This is a genomic window from Opitutaceae bacterium (assembly GCA_041395105.1).
Taxonomy (GTDB): Bacteria; Verrucomicrobiota; Verrucomicrobiia; order Opitutales; family Opitutaceae; genus B12-G4.
On record JAWLBB010000002.1, the window covers coordinates 347985 to 368129 of the forward strand.

Here is a 20145-nt window from a genome sequence, read left to right on the forward strand (position 1 = left end):
TGATCACGGATTGAAGGTATGGGTCCAGACGCTGACCGTGTCAGAACCCTGTCCGGCGGTTCGAATCACAAAGCCCTGTCCGGCCGGAATGATCGTGTCGCCCACGTCTGTCGCCGGATCACCGCCTTCACGCCTCCAAGCCCCGTTGAAGAAATAAAAGGCATCCGTCGGCACCTTGTTCTGGCCCGGTGCGGCCGAATAGAGAATCAGGCGATCCCGGATCGCATCGGCATCCGTCGTCGTCTCAAAAGCATTACTTCCGCCCAGACCGAGATCATCGAGACTCTGGTCCAGCGGCCGATTCAAACCGATCAGGTTGTCCTGCGCCCCTTCCGCCCGGGAGCGAATGGGGATCGCCAGCTCGGACATCACGACCTCGCCCGTCATGACGAGGGGAGCATCATCGGCTCCATTCAAACGCACGATGATCGACCGGTCTGGCTCCAGAATGGTATCATCATAGGTTGAAGCGAAGGGCTGGCCGACACGGCGCCAGGCTCCGTCCCGTTCATAATAGACGGCCTCGGCCGAGAGATTCGTGCCGTCCGAGTCTGCGGCCGGGATGATGACCTCGACCGGCCGTTCACCGGCCTTGGCCGCCACCGGCAGACCCTGATCGCTGGACAACAACGTGGCGAGGGTCCAATAGGGATGGACGGCCACAATATCGTCGGCGGCCGCACCGACCAGTTCCCCGTTGGGATCGTCCACCGAAATGGTCGAGCTCGTATTCCCCGTGATTCTGAAGTGCCGACCCGCCAGGCTGCCGGATTCGAAGAACAGATAAAATGTCCGCGGCTGGATTCCCTCACTGTAGACAAACTGATCCTCTCCGAGATTGGGAGCACCGGCCAACGTGATTGCACTGCCCACCGAACCCACCGCTCCCCGGAAGACTGCCGGGACCTTCATCGGAATCGAAAGCGCCGTGTCGGACTCACCCTGAGCGACCAAGGGGACCGCTCCGAAAATCCGAGACACAGCCGTTGCGCCTCCGGCAGTCTGCATTCCCATCGTCGCATATCCGACCATCACCAGAAGCGCCATGCCGAACACTCGATGGGTCCGGATATGAAAGAAATCTACAGTTTTATTCATACTCTCACAGTTTTGTCGACACCCAGCCCCAATCATGTTCTCGAAAAAGAGCGCGGAAGTCAATGCTTCAGCTCAGCCGCTGGGGATGCGGCCAAACCCCGAGAGTACAGACCAGGTGGAAGCCGTTGACACAATCGCTCCAGCCGCTGTTTTTTGGTTGCGACCGTCCCTTCGCCAGACAGGCTCAAGCTGTCAATTGGATGTCTATACCCGCCCCCCCCCCAGACCACAGACAGTTCAACCGCCGGGACCGGACCAGACTCGGGTCTTGCATGAGTGACGGCGCATTCATCGCAAGCCCACGATTTTCGACCTGGGAGATCATCCCTCCGACAATCCCCACCCAGCGTCCGGATCACTGACGCAGGGAACGGACCAGGCTGGGAAGAAACGGGTCAGCAGGAAACCAAAATACCAGAAAAACTATGAGCATGTTACAGGAGTTCAAGGCATTCGCATTGCGTGGAAACGTGATGGATATGGCCGTCGGCGTCATCATCGGTGGGGCGTTCGGCAAGATTGTCGCTTCGGTGGTCAACGACATCATCATGCCCCCGATCGGAAAAATGATGGGTGGCGTGAATTTTGCTGACCTCTTCATCAACCTGGATCCGGGAAAAACGGCAGCCGATGGAACTGCCATCACCTCCCTGGTTCAGGCCAAGGAAGCCGGCGCCGCCGTCATTGCCTACGGACAATTCATCAATGTCGTCATCGACTTCACCATCCTGGCCTTCTGCATTTTCATGATGGTCCGCATGATGAACAAGCTCAAGGCCAAGCCGGCCCCAGCCGCACCCGCCGCCCCTCCGGCACCCACCAAGGAAGAGGTTCTGCTCGGCGAGATCAGGGACATCCTGAAGTCCAGGTAACCCCCAATATTGACTTTCAAGCCGGCCGGGAGAGCACCCGCTCACCCGAGCCGGCTTTTTCATTTGGAAGACCAACGGTCGCGACGAAATGAAGGTGTCTTTGTTCCAATTTCACATCATGAAACAGGTAGGTGTTCAGGAATATGAGACAGGAACCGTGTCCTATTCCGGTGCTCCGGTGCCTACAAGGCTTGCCGCGGTCCAAATCGACGTCATTCTGAACCGGTCATGATGAAGATCTTGGGTCCACGTGCCCAACTCACCATCTGGATCGTCCTATCGGCCGGGTTGATTTCCGCCGGTCCAGCCGATGCGCAGGTGGTCGATGATCTGGCCAGTGCGGTGGGCCGCGGCGATACGGAAAGGGTCAAATCCCTGCTCTCTCAGGGAGCCGACATCAGGGTTACGGTCGGCGGAGGGGCTTCCCTCCTCCACCTCGCCGCTGAAGCCGGTCGGGTGGAGATTATCAAGTCCCTGTTGAATAATGGAGCTTTGGTCGATGCTTCATATCGGGACGGGCAGACACCGCTGGTCTTCGCGACTCAGAATGGACACCTTGAAGCTGTTAAGTTGCTCCTTCAGGCCGGGGCCAACCCCAATATCGCGTTTGGAGGGGGTACGACGCCGCTGATCCTTGCGGCAGATCACGGATATTCAGAAATCGTCCGGGTTCTCCTCAAAACCGGTGTCACCATAGATGCGGTCTCTGGTTCGGGCACCACAGCCCTCACCGGCGCTTGTGCGGGCGGATTCACGGACATCGTCGAAATGCTCTTGGTTACCGGAGCCGATCCAAACCTCAAAGGGCCCACGGGAGCTTCGGCTCTGTGGACAGCCTCGGGCGCCGGTCACGCGGCATTGATACCCATGCTTCTCAAAGCCGGTGCGAAATTGGAAAGCAGAGAATTCGGCACCACCCCACTGATCAGGGCGGCTCAATTCGGCCAGACCGATGTCGTTCGCAGGCTCATTGAACAAGGTGCCAACCGAGAAGCAACATCCGATACCGGCTATACCGCGCTCTATCATGCAGCCATCGAGGGTCATGCGGAAACGACCCTGTACCTGCTCGGGACAGGTGCACTGAAAAACCCGAAGCCTGGAACGCCATCGATTCTCCTCCTGGCTACCCAACAAGGAAACGCGGACGTCGTCAGAGTATTGGCCGAAGCCGGTCTGGATCCCGCTGAGCCCTTTGGTGAATGGACCCCGCTGACTGTCGCCGCACAAATCGATTCTCCCGAATGTGTGAGCGCGCTGGTCGAGGCCGGTGTCGATGTCAATCTGCGGAGAAACGGCAGGTCCGCTCTGGCGATCGCCGCGTTTTACAACAGCCTCCGCGCAGCAAAGGCCCTCCTGGAGGCCGGAGCGAACCCTGATCTTTATGACCATGAGGGGGTCACCCCTGTCCTCATCGCCGGATCGGAAGGGTTTGCCGAGATGGTCGAGCTCCTCCTGAAGAACGGAGCCGATCCGAACCTGGAAACGACTGGCGGTCACAATGCCCTAACGGTGGCAACCGCCCGGGCCTACGACAAAGTCGTCAAGGTTCTCCTCGATGGAGGGGCTGACCCGGACTACACCGCACCCGGAGGCTACACCTCTCTGATCATCGCAACCGAGAGAGCGAACGCTTCGATTGTCTCGCTCCTGCTTGATGCCGGGGCCAAGGAGGATGTATTTCTGCCCGACGGAAGGTCCGCCATGACCATTGCGATCCAGTATGGATTCAAGGATATCGAGCAGCTTCTCTCTCAATAGACAGTCTCTAGACAAAACAAACCCGTCTATACTAGAATGGCGCTTAGTTAAGGGTGCTTATCGTTGTTTTGTCTCGGACAACCGTTGCGGCTGGCCGGGGACGCCTAGCCCTACCATGGATGCTCTGATTTCAGATGGTAGGGCGAGGGCCTCCGGACCCGCCGTCGAAGAGCAGTCAACACCTCGTTGGCTGATCCGATTCTTTCGCTAACTAGGCACCATTCGTCTATACTACAGTTTGTTGGTACAGCATGGAAGCAAAGATGCCACGGTTCGATATTCGACGATTCGCGATCTCTCCGAATAATCGGGTTTTGAACAGCTCCCGGAAGAGCACTTGGCCGAGGAACCAGGTCAATCCTAGGTTCCGGCTCGAGCTGAAATGGTAATCCCGGGAGCATTGATTTTGGCATTGCCCACCTAGCCAGGAGCCTCACCCTAGGCCTCAAAGTCTCGCGCGGTCGTGCAGCGAGGACAGGCACAATCCAGGAAGGGTGGCAGAGTGGTCGATCGCGGCGGTCTTGAAAACCGCTGAACCGAAAGGTTCCGGGGGTTCGAATCCCTCCCCTTCCGCCATACTCGGGCAACGCCGGAGTATGGCGGCGAATCGTGCCACGATTCAGTCGATGCGAAGCAGCGTCAGGGACGGGATAGGGGCGAACCAAAGGTTCGGGCCGCAGGCCTGAGCGAAGCGAATCAATCCCTCCCCTTCCGCCATGCTCGGGCAAGGCCGGATTATGGCGGCGAATCGTCTTGCGATTCGGCCGATGCGAAGCAGCGCCAGGGAGGGAATACCGAGTGCCGAGCCCGTTTGTCATGAACCGCTCCGGTTTCCGTGCGCGGTTGATCGCACCGACGTTATACTCTTGCCTGCATATGCTATCGAATGCATATTCAAGGCATGGAAATCGTCAGGATCTACAAGTGCCTATGCGATCTTCAGCGGTTGCGTATCCTCAATCTACTCAAGGAGGGTCCGCTCTGCGTCTGCCATCTCGTCGACATCCTTGAGGCCGACCAGGTTAAAATCTCCAAGCAACTGAAGTACATGAAGGCCCACGGGATGGTCGAGGGGGAGCGCCAGGCCCAGTGGATGATCTATCGCCTGGCCAATCCCGCCCATCCCATCCTGATGGAGAACCTGAAGTGCCTGCAGGATTTCGCCAACGAGAAACTCTGTTTCGAGCAGGATCTCCGGAAACGCGGTCAGGTCGTGGCCGCTCTGCGGCGATCGAATGAGGCAAGTTCCAGACTGGAATCCATCTGCTGTGGCTGACTCCCCCTTTCTCTCAAACACCACCCGGCAAGCCTCCAAATCCATGAAAAACGAAAACACCACCACCCGGTCCGCACCCGCGGAAAAGCCCGGCTTCTTGAAGCGCCTGGTCGACAAGCTCGACAGTTCGCTCAAGCAGAAGGCCGAGGAGAAATCCAATCAGACCTGCTGCGGAGGCTCCGGGGTTTCCAAGGGCAAGGGCGGCAAATGCTGCTGAGACTCGCCGACCTCGTCAGTTATGAGTGGATCGGCCTCGATCCGGAAACGCGCCTCGGGGGTGCGGTCAATTTCTTCATCTACGATTCCCTGAAGATCTTTCTGCTTCTTGCAGTGATGATCTTCATCATCGGAGTCCTCCGCACCTGGCTGCCGCAGGATCGACTGAAGAAATGGATGAGCGCTGGCGGGATCTGGGGCAACCTAATCGCCTCGCTCTTCGGGGCGATCACCCCCTTCTGTTCCTGCTCATCGATTCCCATCTTCATCGGGCTGCTCAAGGCGGGAGTCCCGCTCGGAGTCACCTTCTCCTTCCTGATCACCTCCCCGATCATCAATGAGTACCTGGTCATCCTGATGGCCGGCGAATTCGGCATTCCAATCACCGCCGCCTATGTGACAAGCGGCCTGATGATCGGCACGGCAGCCGGCACGATTCTCGGTCGGATGAAACTCGAGGGCCATCTGGAGCGGGATTTCGCGGGATCCGATGACAACGTTGAGGACACACAGGTATTCACAATCTCCAGCCGTCTCCGCTACGGACGGGACGAGGCGATCAGCGTGATCCGGCAGATCTGGCTCTGGGTGTTTGTCGGAGTCGGAATCGGCGCGGTCATCCACAACTTCGTTCCCCAGGAGACCATCCACCGCCTGATCAACGCGACGGGCATCTTCTCGGTTCCGATCGCCACGGCAATCGGCGTGCCCATGTATGGAAGTTGTGCCGCCATTGTCCCGGTCGCGGTGGTCCTCTTCGAGAAGGGAATACCGCTCGGTACAGCCCTCGCCTTCATGATGGCGATGGCCGCCCTGAGCCTGCCGGAAGCGGTCATGCTGCGCCGCACGATGCGTCTACCCCTGATCGCCCTCTACTTTGGGATCACCACCCTCGCGATCATCGCCACCGGCTACCTGCTGAACAGCCTGACCGGTTTTCTCTGATTGATGGAAGTTGGCAAGCCGGGGGTTCCGAGCAACCGCATCGGGCGCCTGGCGAAGGGGAAAACTCCAGGGTAACCATGGGCGCGATTTGTGGAGAGGTTGACCGGACGATCAGGGCCTTGGGATGTTCACAGGAGGAAACAGAGATAACAGAGAGCCTCCAATGCGCGAACGGAGCAATCCGGGAAGGTTCAGGCGTGTCCGATCACTCATCAGGCAGTCCCGGGTTTTTCTCAGCAGTTCTTCCTGTTGTCTCCCGGTCAGGAATCGTGTCGGAAAGTTTGTCTTCGGCCGGCGCGAACCGGACGGTGGATTTCAATGATGGATATAGAGGTAGCCGCCCTGAGCGAGGACTTCGGCCACGATCGGCATGGCATCTCGGGAGACCGCCGGACAGCCCAGACTGCGGCCCACACCCGCGCCGTTGCCCGAGAGTATGTTCTCCAAGAGTGAGCCCAGCGACACGTAGTCCGCGCCGTGGATGACAATGTCACGGGCAAAGGCCTGGTCGTTCAGGCCAGGATCGAGCCCTTCCAACCGAAGAGCGATTCCATGGTCGCCATCGTAGAGGTCGAGAATCCGGTATAGGCCAAGGCTCGACTGATTGGAGTCCAACTCGTTGGAGAAGGAAACCGCTGTAACGTAGTCGCCGCTGTTGCGTGCATGGGCCACAAGGTAGGTGCCGACCAGATCACCAGCGGCATCGTAGAGAGCCAGGCGTCGATGCCATCCGGGACGGGAATAATCGACCACCGCGAGTCCGCGAATCGAGGATCGTTCGTCAGCCCGCAGCTTCCCCAATCGTGCCTGGGCCGCCGCATAGGCCTCCGCGCCCGGACGGGCTGCCATCCAGAAAAGGATCGAAGCTGTCATCGCGAGGACGATGACCGGACCCCCGACGGACCACAGGATAACCCTCAGCTTCGTCATTGCCTCGCCGCCGACCCGACCGGTCTGTGACCCGCGCAGATTTCAAACCGGAATCGTTTCGCGATCGTGTCGTTCAAGGTGCGCTAAATCTTCTCCATCGACCTTTCCGCCAGACCGCCGGCGGCGGGAAAAAACCGGTAGTCGGCCAAATCAACTTCCCTTCCCGGTCTTGCCCATTCGATGCCGGCTTCACTGAACAGTTGCCCCCTGCGGAAGGCCTGGTCCAAAACCGGACCCAGCCCCTCGATAATTGTGCGCTGGTCGTCGCCCTCGTCGATTGTCTCCAGCAGTTCGCGGGGAATCCGGTGAATCACGGACGATTCGTGAAGGCCGTTGATTGCCAGCGCGTGAGAGGCCGCGCTTTCCGTGGTACAGACAAAGGCGGAGGGATCGGTCAGCCGGTTGGTGACCGCGGTGCCCATCGCATGCCTCTGATTCCCGGTCGAGGGTGTAACCTGAAACGGTTCCTCCTCCCCATCGCGGTAAATCCGGCACTCTCCGTGGACCGACCACTCGACCCGACCGCGTTCCGCCTCGATCACAATCTCCGGATCGATCTTTTCGCGACTACTGTGGGTCGCATGAAAGAGAATCGAGATTCCCGAATCCGTAAGGGCTCGAATGCATCCCGTGTCAAAACTCTGAATGGCCTGGGCACGATAGAGTTCTCCCTCAACCCGGATCGGCTTCGCCGTCTCCGGAAGACTCTTCCCGGCGAGGAAGAAGAGAAGATGCAGGTAATGAGAGAGTGCATTGTGCAGAGGCGAATCAAGGACCCAGCGCCCACCGACCCGCAGGTGCCCCGCCCAATTATTCCGTCCGTAATAGGAGAACGAGCGCGGCCAGAGGCCCCTGCCCTTCATGGAGCGAACCCGGCCCAGTTCGCCCGAGAGCAGAATCGCCTTCAACTGATGGGCATGAGGACTGTAGACTTCCTGAAATCCCACAGCGGCGAACCGACCTGTTGATCGCTCTGTCGCCTGGATGTCCCGGACTTCCTGGATGGTCGGAGCGAGCGGCTTCTCCACAAGAACATTCCACCCCGCCTCGAGGGCTTGGATGGTCATGGGTGCATGAAAATGAATCGGCGTCGGAAGAAAGCAGATATCCACCTGCCCGTTCAGCGCCTGAAGCATGGATTGGTAGTCGTCGAAGATCCGGCATCCCATGGCGGAAAGTTCCGCAACAATCTCGGCTTCATCCACCCGATTGATGATTGTCGCCCCGACCGGTTTGAGCCGACCGGCCAAGACCTCGTCCCGCATGAGGTTGTAGTGAACCCTTCCGTATCCCGACACCCCGACAATCGCTGAGTTCAAGCTCATGGAACCACCGTCGAGGTATTGGTCTTTCCCGTCCGGAATCCGCGATTGAGATACGCGTTGAGCCTGCAAAAGGCGAACTCACTCAGCGACGCTCTTCCCGGAAACAAGTAAGGCATGAAAGTGAATCCATTACCTCAGCCAATCCGCAGAATGGCAATCACCTTTCTGAAGCCGGCATCGCCCGATTGTCCCGCGAGCCGGCCACCCGGTGCCGATCCCGGGAAATGCCCGACCCATCGGCCCCGACCGAAATTCCTCGACCGGAACCGGAGCCGTCAATTCCTGCCGCGCAGGAGGATCAGGTAAAGAAGGTTCATCAGGGACGAGACAAAGGCGGCGACATAAGTGAGGGCGGCGGCGTTGAGGGTTTGGGAAACCCCCGGCATCTCGTCGCGGCTGAGGATGCCCAGGCCGACCAGTTCCGCCTTGGCCCGACGGCTGGCGTCGAACTCGACCGGGAGGGTGATGAGCTGGAAAATGGTCAGGACGAAGTAGCACATGATTCCGACATCAAGCATGATCCCCCCGATGCCGCCAAAGAACAGACCGCCGATCATGACGATTGGAAGAATCTGTGAGCTGATCTGCGTGATCGGGACGAGGGTCATCCTGGCCTTCAAAGCCTTGTAGCCGACCTTGTGCTGAATGGCATGCCCCGCCTCGTGGGCGGCCACTCCGAGAGCGGCGAGACTGGTGCCACGATAGTTCTCCTCGCTCAGGGCGAGTCGCTTGTTCAACGGGTCATAGTGATCGGTCAGGTGACCCCGGATGGGGATAATCTCCACGTCACGGATACCCGCTTTGGCCATGACCGCTTCAGCCGCCTCGCGGCCGGTGATCCGGCCCCTCGAGGGGATGCGCACATTCTTGTTGTAGGCACTCGACACCCGCATCTGGGCATAGAGTCCGAAGATGATGGTCGGGATAATGAAAAGGAGAAAGTAGCTCATGGTGATACGTCTGTTGCCTGAGACTAGCAGAATTCCCGCCAGGTTCCAGCGAGGACGGTCGATTCCCAAGCAGATTTGATCAGCGTCCAGACCGCTCTTTCCCGACTGTCACGGAGGCTGTCCTCCCGGAATCGACAGCGGATCGGGGCATCTGACTTCCCTGCAGATCCGGTCTGTTCCCTCTCTGATTGGCCCGCTTTGCCATTCCAGAACTGAGACGGGATGACACATGCCTGTGCCATCCCATCGGCCATTACGACAACTCCGGAACGTCGACCCAGGCGCGTTTGGCCCAGGAATCCAGCCCCAGCTCCGCGAGTTGCACACCCTTGGCGCCTTCGAGCAGACTCCAGCGGAACGGCTCATCCAGAACCACGTGGCGGAGGAAGAGCTCCCACTGGACCTTGAAGGCGTTGTCGTAAATCGCGTTGGTCGGCACCCGCTCCCAGTTTTCGTAGAAGTCGATCGGACTGTCTATATCCGGATTCCAGATACACTTGGGCGTCATCGTGCCGTGTTGGATGACACAATCACGCAGACCGGCCACGGCCGAACCCTTGGTGCCGTCGACCTGGAGGGTCAGGAGATCATCGCGCCGTACCCGCACCGCCCAGGAACTGTTGAAGTTGCAGACAACCCCGTTCTTCAATTCGAAGGTGGCATAGGCCGAATCGTCGGCCGTGCAGACGTAAGGCTTGCCCTGCTCGTCCCAACGCTTTTTCACGTGGGTGGCCCCGAGGCAGGAAAGCGAACTGACCTCGCCGAACAGGTTGTCGATGACATACCGCCAGTGGCAGAGCATATCAACGATGATGCCCCCGTCGTCCTCCTTGCGGTAGTTCCAGGAGGGACGCTGACAGGGCTGGAGATCACCCTCAAAGACCCAGTAGCCGAATTCCCCCCGCACCGAGAGGATTTCACCGAAAAAGCCGGAATCGATAAGCAGCTTGAGCTTGAGCAGGCCCGGCAGCCAGAGTTTGTCCTGGACCACTCCGTTCTTCAGACCGGCCGCGGTCGCCTCGTGAAAGAGGGCGAGCGCGTCCGCCGAACTGGTGGCGGTCGGCTTTTCGCAGTAAAGGTGCTTGCCCGCGGCAATTGCCTTGCGAACACCGACGGGCCGCTGACCGGTCAGGGTCGAGTCGAAATACACCTCGTAGTTCTTGTCGCTGAGAACCGAATCCAGGTCGGTGGAAAACTTCTCGACCCCCGCCCGCTTCGCCAGGGCGCCGAGTCGATCCGCGCTCCGCCCGACGAGGATAGGGTCGGGCAGGATGACGCTGCCATCGGACGACTTGACACCGCCCTGGTCGATGATCGCCTTGATCGACCGGAGGAGGTGCTGGTTGGTGCCCATGCGTCCGGTGACGCCGTTCATGATGATGCCGATTTTCCGAGTCTTCATAATGGATTGAGGGGAAAAGGTTGAGGAAAGCGCCGCCCATCATACACGCGGCGGAATCAATGTGTTAGGACAAAAACGACATAAAATTGGACAAAAACGACTTAGAGCTCGCACCGATCCCCCCCGACCGCCAAACTGAAAGAATGCCGGCATGGAGTCCGATTCTCGTCCAGAAGGTGGAGATCCAAGCGCTCAATCTCTCGATCCGCAAGCTCCAGCTCAATCGGCACCGTCAGGCCGAGGTTGGACTGCACCACCACGAGACGCCTCAGATCATCCTCTACCTGTCGGGTTCCGGTCGCCAGCGAATTGCCTCCCGCAGCCATCCAGTCAGGTCAGGTGATCTTTTTCTCATCCCCGGCGGGATCAACCATGGATTCACCACTGAAGGTTCCTCGCAGCCACTCTCCCTGGTCCTCGACTACGAACGGACGGATCGCCGACTGATCCGTGCACGCCACCGCAGGCTCGGGCCGCGGATCATCAACGAACTGCATGCCCACCTGAGTCGGATTCCGCCCAAAGGCCGTCTCGGACTTTCCGACTATGCCACCGTCATCAGCGTGGTTGCCAGACTCTTCGAACTGAGTCGACGGCCGCGCCCCGAATCGACCGGGAACCCGAGCGTGTCCGAACGCACCGAAAACCTCCTGAGACGGCCCGAGGCCGACAGCCTTCCCTTGCGCCAGATCGCCCGGGAAGCCGGATTCGCACCCGACTACCTCAACCGAAGACTCAAGGCGGAAACGGGCCGGGGCCTCCGGAAGACTCGCGACGCCATCCGTCTCGAAAGAGCCAATCAATCCCTCCAGACCGACCGCAGTGTGGCCGAGGCGGCCCACCGCGCCGGCTTCACGGATCCCGCTTACTTCTCACGGTGGTATCGCAAACAGACCGGAATGACGCCGAGCGCCTTTCGACGCGAAACCCATTGGAAAACGGGCGGTCGCTGACGAGAATCCCGTATTCCTTTCCTGCCTGGAGCGCTAACAACCGGGTCCAGGACCAGCGGTGAGGCCGATCGGATTCGAATTCGGTCGCGCAGGTCTGTCCCGAGGGGCAACGCACGTCCGGGGAGCACGACCCTCCTTCCGGAATCGGTTGGAAGGCGGTCCTCCTGTCCGATCCGCAGACTCTCCTGAGCCGGAGACAGGGCCGCCGGACGGCTTGCCATGGCACGTGTTCATGTCGTCGTGGAGGATCCGGAATCCCGAATGGATGCCAGAGGACCGAGACAAGGCCGCCCTACTTGTCCTCGCCGATCGGCTGCAATGAAACCCTGGAATAAAGGTGATGATCGACGGCATTGCGTCCCCATCCCCGGACTTCCGGCCGGATCAGGTAATTGCGACGGTAAAAGTAGAGCGGCATGACGGCCATGTCCTCAAGCAGGATCGCCTCGGCCTGCTGGTAGAGGGACTCCCGGATGACCGGATCCAATTCCCGGTCCGCCCGATGCACGAGCTGCGCATAGGCCTCATTCTTCCACCGGCTGCTGTTGTTGGGATTGTCCGGCAGAAGCAACTGGGCGAAGACCGAAACATCGTCATACTGAGGAACCCACCCGGCCCGCGCCACCGAAAAATCCCCGGTATCTCTTGTATCCAGGTAGACCTTCCACTCCTGATTGAAGAGACGGACGTCCACATTCAGGTTGACCCGCCACATCTGCTGGATCGTTTCCGCAACCAGTCGGTGTGATTCCGAGGTGTTGTAGAGCAGCTCAAAGGTGGGGAAGCCCTCGCCCCCGGGATAGCCGGCCTCCGCAAGGAGCCGTTTCGCTTCCGCCACGTCTTCGTGAATGACCGTCGCCGGTTCATAGTGGATGGAAAGAGGTGAGAAAAAGGAATAGGCCGGCTCTTCCCCACCCCCGACCACTTTTTCGACCAGCAGCGATCGATTCACGGCAAGACTCAAGGCCCGCCGCACCCTCGCGTCGTCAAACGGCGGTTTCTCCACATTGAAAAGGTAATAGTAGATTCCAAGGTAGGGATCACTGCGGTAGGAAGCGTCGCCACTCTCCCGATAAACCGGAATCTTGGTCAAAGGCAGGCCGTTCGTCACATGGAGCTGCCCCGCCCGAAAACTGCGTTCCTCACTTTCCACGCTGTCGACGGGAAGAAATTCGATCGCGTTGAGGGCTACCGTTTCCCGTCCCCAATAGTTGGGATTCGCTACCACCCGTACCACGTCATTCGGTCGCCACTTCTCAAGGACAAAGGGACCATTGCCCACGAGACTTCCCGGCCGGGTCCATCCGCTACCCCGCTCCGCCATTCCCCCACTTGCAAGAACGCTGGGAGGATGAACCGGGAAAAAAGCATTGTGCCGGAGCATGCTCAGAAAATAGGGCACCGGATAGCCCATTTCGATCCGGAGGGTGTACCGATCCGGAGCGGCGACACCGACAAGGCTGAAATCCTCCGTCCGCCCGGTCCGATAGTCTTCCGCACCCCGAATCACCCGCAGCAGATTCAGGTAGGTGTTTCCGAGGCCCGGCGTAAGGGCGCGCCTCAACGAGAACACCCAATCGGCTGCTGTCAACGGATCGCCGTTCGACCAACGTCCGTCTTCTCTCAAGTGAAATGTGTAGACCAGACCGTCCGCGGAGACTTCCCAATCCCGGGCGGCTGCCGGAATCAGCTCCAGGGTCTCGGGATCCGCGGTCACCAGAGGCTCGAAGAGTGCGACTTCGATCCTGAACTCCGGAATGCCCGTCGTGACGTGGGGATCCAGGTCCTCCGGCTCGGCCCCGTTTCCGATGATCAGGGTTCCCGTGCGCACCCCGACCTCAACCGCTGTTTCACGCCGGCCACATCCGGTCCCGGCCAGCATAAGGTCCAAGACGACCGCCGTGCAGGCCAGAAACCGGAAACTGCAGCGGCGGGTTCGGGAACTCATCCACCGGGCTTCTTCGTGCATTGCGGCTGCGCGCCCGCAGGGAGCGGCGGGGTCTCACCGACCCCGGCAGGAGGAAGGGTGCCATCCAGCTCCTGTCGCCAATGGGCCACATCGCCCCCCGGACAGTAAATGTAGATCATGTGAAGGGGCTCGCTGCCGGTGTTGGTGAGCTGGTGAAACTTGGTCGGAGTCAGGTAAACGGCTTGGCCGGCCTCGATCTGCTGCCTCTCCGTATCCACACAGATCTCACCCTTTCCCTGAACGACAAAATAGACCTCCTCCTGATCCTGATTGTGCCAAGGCACCTGTCCCCCGTTGGGTTCGAGCACGACATAGCCCATGGCGAAGCCTTTGGCCTCGATTGGCTGCCCCCCCTGCCCGATCATGCCACGCGTCCAACGGCGCGCGGGAAAACAACGTCCTTCGATTTTGGCGAGATCGGCGATAATCATACCGGATGACTAAACCCGCCGGGACGCACGGCAAGCCTGAAGCTTCTGAAAAGAGAAACCCGACGCCTTCGCCCGGACCGTTCAGAACGGGAATCCGATTGAGAAATGAAGGGTGCCGCCCGGGTCGAGTGGCCGGGGGTTTAGATTGTAGCCGTATTCCAGACGGACCGGTCCGATGACCGTGTTGTAACGCAAGCCAAGACCGATCGAGTAGAGGCTCTCCGTCGCCGGATAATCGGAGATCGAGGCGGCATTGAAGGTGGAGTCTGAAAAGCCGATCAGGGAAACCTGGGAGTTGAGGGCCTGCTCCAGCTCGATATTGACAACGAAGGAGCTCTCGGCACCGATCACGACCCCGGTGGCATCGCGGGGAGCCGCTTCCCCTTCGATGTAGCCACGCACGGAATTCTCACCTCCCGGAAAGAATCGTTTATTGGCCGGAAGGTCATCGTCGTCGCGATAGGTGAAAGCGAACCCGTGTCTGAACCCGACGTGAATGCGCAGTCCGTCCCGGATCGGTTGATGCCAGGAAGCAGTGAAGGTGAAACGCTGGTAATCGATATTCGCACCGATTTTCCGGCTGGAGGTCTCGGTCTCGGCGTAAATCCGATAACCGGTGGTGGGCGCGAGCGGATTATCTCGACGGTCATGGGTAAGGTCGAGCCGGATGGTTGCGGCGAGAACATCATCCGGAGTCTCCTCGGGCGGGAGCAGACTGTCCTCTGTCCCGAGGTACTCAAAATTGTAGCTGAGCGCAAAGTCGGTCCGGATCGCCTCCACGAAGCGGCGAACCCCGGCCGAGACACCGGTCTCGAGACGGCTGAAGGAGATTTCTTCCCGACGCAGTCCGTAGGCCCGAAAGGTCCCGTCCAGGTTCTCCCCGAATAACTCGGGAACGGTGTAGGTGTAGTCGGCGTTGCTCGATTTCATCGATTGCACCAGTTTGAGCCGGCTGCGATGCGCCCGTCCGAAAAGGTTGAAATTGCCCATCTCGATGCCTCCGCGGAACTGCTCATAACTCCCGTATCCAAAAAGCAGGCTAACGTCCATCGTCTTGCCCTCCTCCATTTCAAAAACCACGTCACGGGTGACCTCATCGACCGGGACCTGCCGGTAGTGCACGCTCTTGAATGCGCCAAGCCGACGGAGTCGCACACGGGCGTCTTCCAATTCCAGGGGATTGAGGACCGCCCCGTCAAGGAGCCCGGTACGGCGCTCGACCGTCCCCAGATGCGTACGCTCCAATCCGACGAACCGAACATTGTTGAGACGAATGACCGGCCCGGTGAAGACTTCGCCGACTACCTGGACCTCCCGGTCGCCCTCTTCCTGGGTGAGCGACTCGATCCGCCAGTCCAGTTTCGTGTCCGCAAAACCCAGTCCGTAGAACTGCTGCCGGAGAGCCAAAGCCTCATCCTGCAGCCAGAGGTCGGAATAGGGTTGCTCCGCTTCCATGGCGACAACCGGGGGTTGCGGCGGCGGATTCTCCGGACTGGAAATCGACCACTCCAACGATCCGATGAGGGTCCGTGCGCCCTCGCGGACCGAAATCACCGCCGATACCCCGCCCGTCTCATGGTCGATCTTCAATTCGGAAGCGGTGGCCGCCGCCTCACGGTAGCCCAGTCGTCGAAGTGTTTCCGCCAGGCTGAACAAACCACGCTGGAGGATGGCCGGGGTATAAAGCCGGTCCTTGGTCGAGCTGTATAGAAGACCGGTCAGGCGAAAGAAACCAATGGCTTCGCTTTCCGGGATCCGGGTGAGGCCGTCGAAGGAAATCTGATCGAAGTAATAGCGATTGCCCCGTTCGATGCGAAAGAGCGCGCTTCGCGCCCTCAGTGGCCGGGGAAGAGGCTCAAACGCCTCATCACTGAACCCATGCTTGAGGACCGAGCCGTCGGTCCTTTCGATTTCCGCCGTGACGGTCGCCTTGAGAAATCCATCCTGCCCGACCCGGGACAGGATGATGAGGGCGGCATCCTCGAGATAACTGGCCGTAAAAACCGGGTGTGCCACACCCTCCTCGTTGAGAGCGAGAATGGTCCGCTTGATCCTCAGGTTGCCGATCAGCCCGTAACCGCTGATGGAGAGAGCGGCCGGTTCCTCCGTGGGCGAAGGCGGCTCGCTTCCGCCCACCGGGGCCAAGATGGTGAGAAACAGGACGATGGCGCCTCCGATCCGAAGGAATCGCCGCCGGCACGGGGCAGGCTTGCAGGAAGCCCGGCTCATTTCGAGTAGACCCTCCACTTGACTCCGCCGTTGTAGGCGTCGAACTCATCGTATCCACCTACCAATGACCAGTCATCATTGAGCAGGACCTCGACATTGTAGGTCTCCCGGCCCTTCAGGGAGATGTCAGACCCTGATTCGATGAGGAAGCGTCCTTCGCTTCCCCCACCGATCCCGAATTCGACCAGCAGGTTGCGACCGAGATAGACGGCCAGCTTGGTCATGCGCTGCTGCATGGAATAATAACCGCTCCGACTGGGCACCTCGCCCGTGGTCAGCATGAGCAGAACCGCATCCGATCCGAGATTGGGTTCAGACTCAAAGAAAAGGCGCGGAGCCGAAGCATATCCCTCCACCCGCATTCCGATGTCGAAACCGAAGATCCTCGATCCCGCCTCAAGATCGAGCAGGATGTCGAACGGATTGTCCTCCAGGATGCTGAGAGATCCTGAGGTCATTTTGAGGGTGGCAAAGGGGAACTCAACCGTTCCACTGTCGACTTGAAGCTCGCCGAGGGCCTTCGGCTCCCGCAGAGTTCCGGTCAGCGCGAAATCCGCCGAAAGAAGCCCTTTGAAAACCGGGGTCTCTACGCGGAGGAACTTCGGTCCTGCCACTTTCAGGTCAAGCTTCCACTGAGCGAAGGGTTCAGCCTCGACACTGAAGTAGGGAGGGCGTCTCGACGGACTGTCGACGCTGCCGGAGAGGAACGAGTTCAGATCGGCCACGTAAAGGCTGTCCGACAATCCGAGGGTGCCGGTAAGGGTTGCCGCTCCCATCCCGGCTCCGCGAAGACGCAGATCAAGGTCGGACCGGACCACCAGGCCGGGTTCGCGGACCAGCGGCACCTTGGTCCCTTTGAGGGCGAGATCGTAGTCGACCTCGCCGGCTCCATCCCAATCAAAACGACCGGTCAGAATGACCTTCTGTCCGCCAATGATCGCCGCGATTTCGTTGCAGATGATACTACGACCCGAGAAATCCACCCGGGCATGGATCTCCTGCATCGTCCCGAAAGGCCGGAGCGGACGGAGGGCGGCATCGTCGAGTTCCAGATAACCGCTGAACTGACGGCCGGGTTTCATCGTCAAGTCGAGATCCAGCTGACCCGTCGGGGCCAGAACCCTGGGCAAGAAGCGGGCAAAGGCGCGAATCCTGGCATCGTCGGCCCGAAAACGCAGTGTCGCCTGGGAGAGATCCGGCCACTCCTGTTCAAGAGCTATCTTGAGCCAATCACCACGCCTGAGGGGGAGTTCTCCCTCGACTGAAAGCGCCTCGCCCTCGACCTGCAGACGACTCGTCTCAAGAATCACGCGATCCGGAGTCAATTGGGCGATCAAGCGGATTCCGGTGATGGGCGGCCAGGTCGTCGCCTGTCCGTCCTTCAACAGACTCACTCTGGCGGTATTGAGTTCCAGGCGGCCGATCGGAGCCGCGGCCGGCCCTTCGAGCAGGAGATTGAGCTTGGGCTCGGTCAGATCAATGCCGACCATCCTGGCGATCCGGTCCCAGAAGTCCGGGTTGGGCGCAGTCTGGGCCGCCAGGTCAACCGAACGATCCCAGTCCACCGAGACCAACCGCTCGCCGCCCGGAGTCAGCAGACCCGGCAGACGTCCGCGGACCTCGAGGACATCCGCTCCGTCCGACGCGACCACCAGATCTTCGATCGACAGCCATGATTCGTCGCCGGACACCTTGAAACGGTAGGCGATGGGGCCCTGATCGGAGACGAGCCCGCCCGATGAAGACGCGGCGAATACGACCGGACCATCCATCCAGGAGCCCTCGAAATGAAAGGCTTCGACATCCAGCCAGTCGAATTCCCGGTCCAGCAGACCATCGGCCAACCGGCTGTTGAGGTTCTCTGCGTCGATCACCCACTGACCTGAAAACGGCCAGTCGAGATCGCCGCGCAGATCAAGAAAGCGGTCCTCCCCTTCCAGCCGGATGGTGCCTCCGACCCAAGACTTCAGGTCTGTCTCGATGAGTGCACCGCGGGCTGATTCCAGCACGGTTGCTCCGTTCACTGACAATCGGAGCCCGGTGAGCCGGGCGCGCATAGCCGACCCCGCCGACAGACCTCCCGTGATCTCCAGCTCGGCCTGATCGGTCCGAATCGTGAGCCCGGCATGGTCAAGATCAAGCCCGCAGCCCCGAAACCGGCCATCAATCGACGAGGGGAGCATGCCGGGAACCCGGACCAGGCCGGCCCGCCCGCTGAGCGAATAGTCCGGAGCCTCCCACGGGCCATTCAGTGATCCCGCCACCACCAGATCGCTGACGTCGATGTCGTCCCCCAGGAAAGACTTGAGAAGCTCTCCTTGAGTCCTCGCAAGCACTTCACCGTCAAGAGTTTTCTTCGCCAGATCGACCTCACCGGAGAAGGTCAGCTCGGAATCGGGGTCGAGCGCCAGCGACAGCCGTGGGAGCGACAGCCTCGGATAATCGAGGGCGATCTCCGCCTCGGCCCGAACGCCGGAAAAACCATCCATGGCCAGATCTTCAGCCGACAGGGTGGCGGTGAGGGTGGGCATCCGGCCCGCTCTGGTCGTCAACCTGGCCTGACCCGCGGCCCGACCACTTGCCGGGAAGGGGCTGGCGGCCAGGTCGATACCAAAACTGAGATCGGCAGTCTGATCGAGGAAGCCAGGGCCGAATCTCAGATCGATCGGAGACGAGAGACGAGCAGTCGCCCAGGGCAGATCCAATTCGACCGTCTCCAGATGGACACTCTCCAGGTCTCCGTCCGCTTCGAGCGCCACTTTCAGCGGAGGAAGATCCGGATCCGCCTGGCTTTCCGGGGTCGACGACAGATCCGCGGATGCGGAGAAGCGATTTCCCGACCAGGAGAGGTCCAATTTCCCGCGAATCGGCCCATAGTCGTCAATTCCGAGCATCTGTGGATCAACTTCGAGCAGGTCGGATTGGATAAGGGCGGAATCGGGGAGCATGCCTCCGGCGGCAAAGACCACCCTCCCCGAGAAAGCGCTTTTCTGCCACTGAAGTCCCAGGCTGACCTCCAACTGCTCCGACGCGCCGGTGATCAGGGCGGTCACGGAAGCGTCCCAAGGCTCGACCGTCAGATCGACGGTCCAGGGATCAGCAACGGGAGCGGTGATCCTGGCCCGCGATCGCCACAACCCGCCCGGATCGACCACAACCGCTTCCAGACCCGGAAACCGCCATTCGACGCGCTCCAGAAAAACCGTTTGGCCACCGGCCACCAGGGTGCCGGATTCTGCGAGGATGGTCGGGAGGAATCGCTGCAGATCGGGAAGGACGGCACGGATCTGGCGGTGGATATCGGCCACCGAACTGGCGGCGGCCGGTTCGGCCGCGGTTGAAGCCGAGATCTCCAGATGCCATTGCTCAATCCGGACCAGGGCCGCTCTGCCCCCGGGCTCCGGGGAAGCGAGAAGCCAGACCGGCCAGATCGGCAGCGAAACCTTCCCGGCAATCAGCCTGACCCCAGGCTGTTCCAATCGCACATCCTCCAGCAGGAGGTACCGGTAGCCGAGCCGGTCGAATGAACCGACCGCCAGTCCGAAACGCGGCCCGGCTTGCACCAATGCCCACGGCAACCAGACCGGGTAGGCCAGCAGGATCAGGCTGACCCCTAGCAAGGAACCGACGATCAATCTGAAAATGAAACGGCGCATCAAGAACCGGCGGGAAGGCTGTCTGAAGAGGAATCTTCAGACAATCGAATCGAAAGTGATGTTTCCACAGATAGCTGTAAAGGCCACCATGGGATTCGCGAGGCCGGTCTTGAAACAGAAGAGAGCGACTGA

The 20145-nt window shown here is 60.0% G+C and carries 15 protein-coding genes and 1 tRNA gene; 7 read left to right on the top strand and 9 right to left on the bottom strand.

Features of this window, described 5'->3' with window-relative positions; genetic code table 11:
* Window positions 1–3: 3 nt before the first annotated feature.
* Window positions 4–1098, bottom strand: a complete 1095-nt coding sequence (locus R3F07_08290) for a TIGR02597 family protein (protein ID MEZ5276363.1) — start codon at window positions 1096–1098, stop codon at window positions 4–6.
* Window positions 1099–1523: 425 nt separating this feature from the next.
* Between R3F07_08290 and mscL the strand changes: the two genes are divergently transcribed.
* The 6 genes from mscL (at window position 1524) to R3F07_08320 (ending at window position 6168) form a co-directional block, all read left to right on the top strand.
* Window positions 1524–1970 (top strand): large conductance mechanosensitive channel protein MscL, encoded by a 447-nt coding sequence (mscL, locus tag R3F07_08295; protein MEZ5276364.1) that lies wholly within the window; start codon window positions 1524–1526, stop codon window positions 1968–1970.
* Between the two features lie 228 nt (window positions 1971–2198).
* Entirely contained in the window at window positions 2199–3731 is a 1533-nt protein-coding gene (locus tag R3F07_08300) for an ankyrin repeat domain-containing protein (protein MEZ5276365.1), read from the top strand.
* Between the two features lie 488 nt (window positions 3732–4219).
* Window positions 4220–4307: transfer RNA gene (locus R3F07_08305), tRNA-Ser, on the top strand.
* Between the two features lie 325 nt (window positions 4308–4632).
* Window positions 4633–5007, top strand: a complete 375-nt coding sequence (locus R3F07_08310) for a metalloregulator ArsR/SmtB family transcription factor (protein MEZ5276366.1) — start codon at window positions 4633–4635, stop codon at window positions 5005–5007.
* A 43-nt stretch (window positions 5008–5050) separates the two neighbouring features.
* Window positions 5051–5224 (top strand): hypothetical protein, encoded by a 174-nt coding sequence (locus tag R3F07_08315; GenBank protein ID MEZ5276367.1) that lies wholly within the window; start codon window positions 5051–5053, stop codon window positions 5222–5224.
* On the top strand, window positions 5215–6168 hold the full coding sequence (locus tag R3F07_08320) for a permease (GenBank protein MEZ5276368.1): 954 nt from the start codon (window positions 5215–5217) through the stop codon (window positions 6166–6168). The genes R3F07_08315 and R3F07_08320 overlap by 10 nt, the downstream gene beginning before the upstream one ends.
* 315 nt (window positions 6169–6483) lie before the next feature.
* On the opposite strand, the gene R3F07_08325 is transcribed toward R3F07_08320, so the two are convergent.
* From R3F07_08325 to R3F07_08340, 4 genes are all read right to left on the bottom strand, one after another.
* Window positions 6484–7041 (bottom strand): murein L,D-transpeptidase catalytic domain family protein, encoded by a 558-nt coding sequence (locus tag R3F07_08325; GenBank protein ID MEZ5276369.1) that lies wholly within the window; start codon window positions 7039–7041, stop codon window positions 6484–6486.
* Between the two features lie 140 nt (window positions 7042–7181).
* Entirely contained in the window at window positions 7182–8423 is a 1242-nt protein-coding gene (locus tag R3F07_08330; protein MEZ5276370.1) for a Gfo/Idh/MocA family oxidoreductase, read from the bottom strand.
* A 275-nt stretch (window positions 8424–8698) separates the two neighbouring features.
* Window positions 8699–9373: a zinc metallopeptidase gene (locus R3F07_08335; GenBank protein ID MEZ5276371.1), complete on the bottom strand. Its 675-nt coding sequence runs from the start codon at window positions 9371–9373 to the stop codon at window positions 8699–8701.
* A gap of 253 nt (window positions 9374–9626) precedes the next feature.
* Complete coding sequence (locus R3F07_08340) at window positions 9627–10775, bottom strand: Gfo/Idh/MocA family oxidoreductase (protein MEZ5276372.1); 1149 nt, start codon at window positions 10773–10775, stop codon at window positions 9627–9629.
* Window positions 10776–10918: 143 nt separating this feature from the next.
* Between R3F07_08340 and R3F07_08345 the strand changes: the two genes are divergently transcribed.
* Window positions 10919–11728 (top strand): AraC family transcriptional regulator, encoded by an 810-nt coding sequence (locus R3F07_08345; GenBank protein MEZ5276373.1) that lies wholly within the window; start codon window positions 10919–10921, stop codon window positions 11726–11728.
* A gap of 292 nt (window positions 11729–12020) precedes the next feature.
* Here the strand turns inward: R3F07_08345 and R3F07_08350 are convergent, their stop codons facing one another.
* The 4 genes from R3F07_08350 to R3F07_08365 all read right to left on the bottom strand — a co-directional run bounded on the left by R3F07_08350 (window position 12021) and on the right by R3F07_08365 (window position 20013).
* Window positions 12021–13676, bottom strand: a complete 1656-nt coding sequence (locus R3F07_08350; GenBank protein MEZ5276374.1) for a peptide ABC transporter substrate-binding protein — start codon at window positions 13674–13676, stop codon at window positions 12021–12023.
* Entirely contained in the window at window positions 13673–14128 is a 456-nt protein-coding gene (locus R3F07_08355; protein ID MEZ5276375.1) for a cupin domain-containing protein, read from the bottom strand. Before R3F07_08355 ends, R3F07_08350 begins: the two co-directional genes overlap by 4 nt.
* 81 nt (window positions 14129–14209) lie before the next feature.
* Window positions 14210–16357, bottom strand: a complete 2148-nt coding sequence (locus R3F07_08360; protein ID MEZ5276376.1) for a BamA/TamA family outer membrane protein — start codon at window positions 16355–16357, stop codon at window positions 14210–14212.
* On the bottom strand, window positions 16354–20013 hold the full coding sequence (locus tag R3F07_08365; GenBank protein MEZ5276377.1) for a translocation/assembly module TamB domain-containing protein: 3660 nt from the start codon (window positions 20011–20013) through the stop codon (window positions 16354–16356). The genes R3F07_08360 and R3F07_08365 overlap by 4 nt, the downstream gene beginning before the upstream one ends.
* Window positions 20014–20145 lie beyond the last annotated feature (132 nt).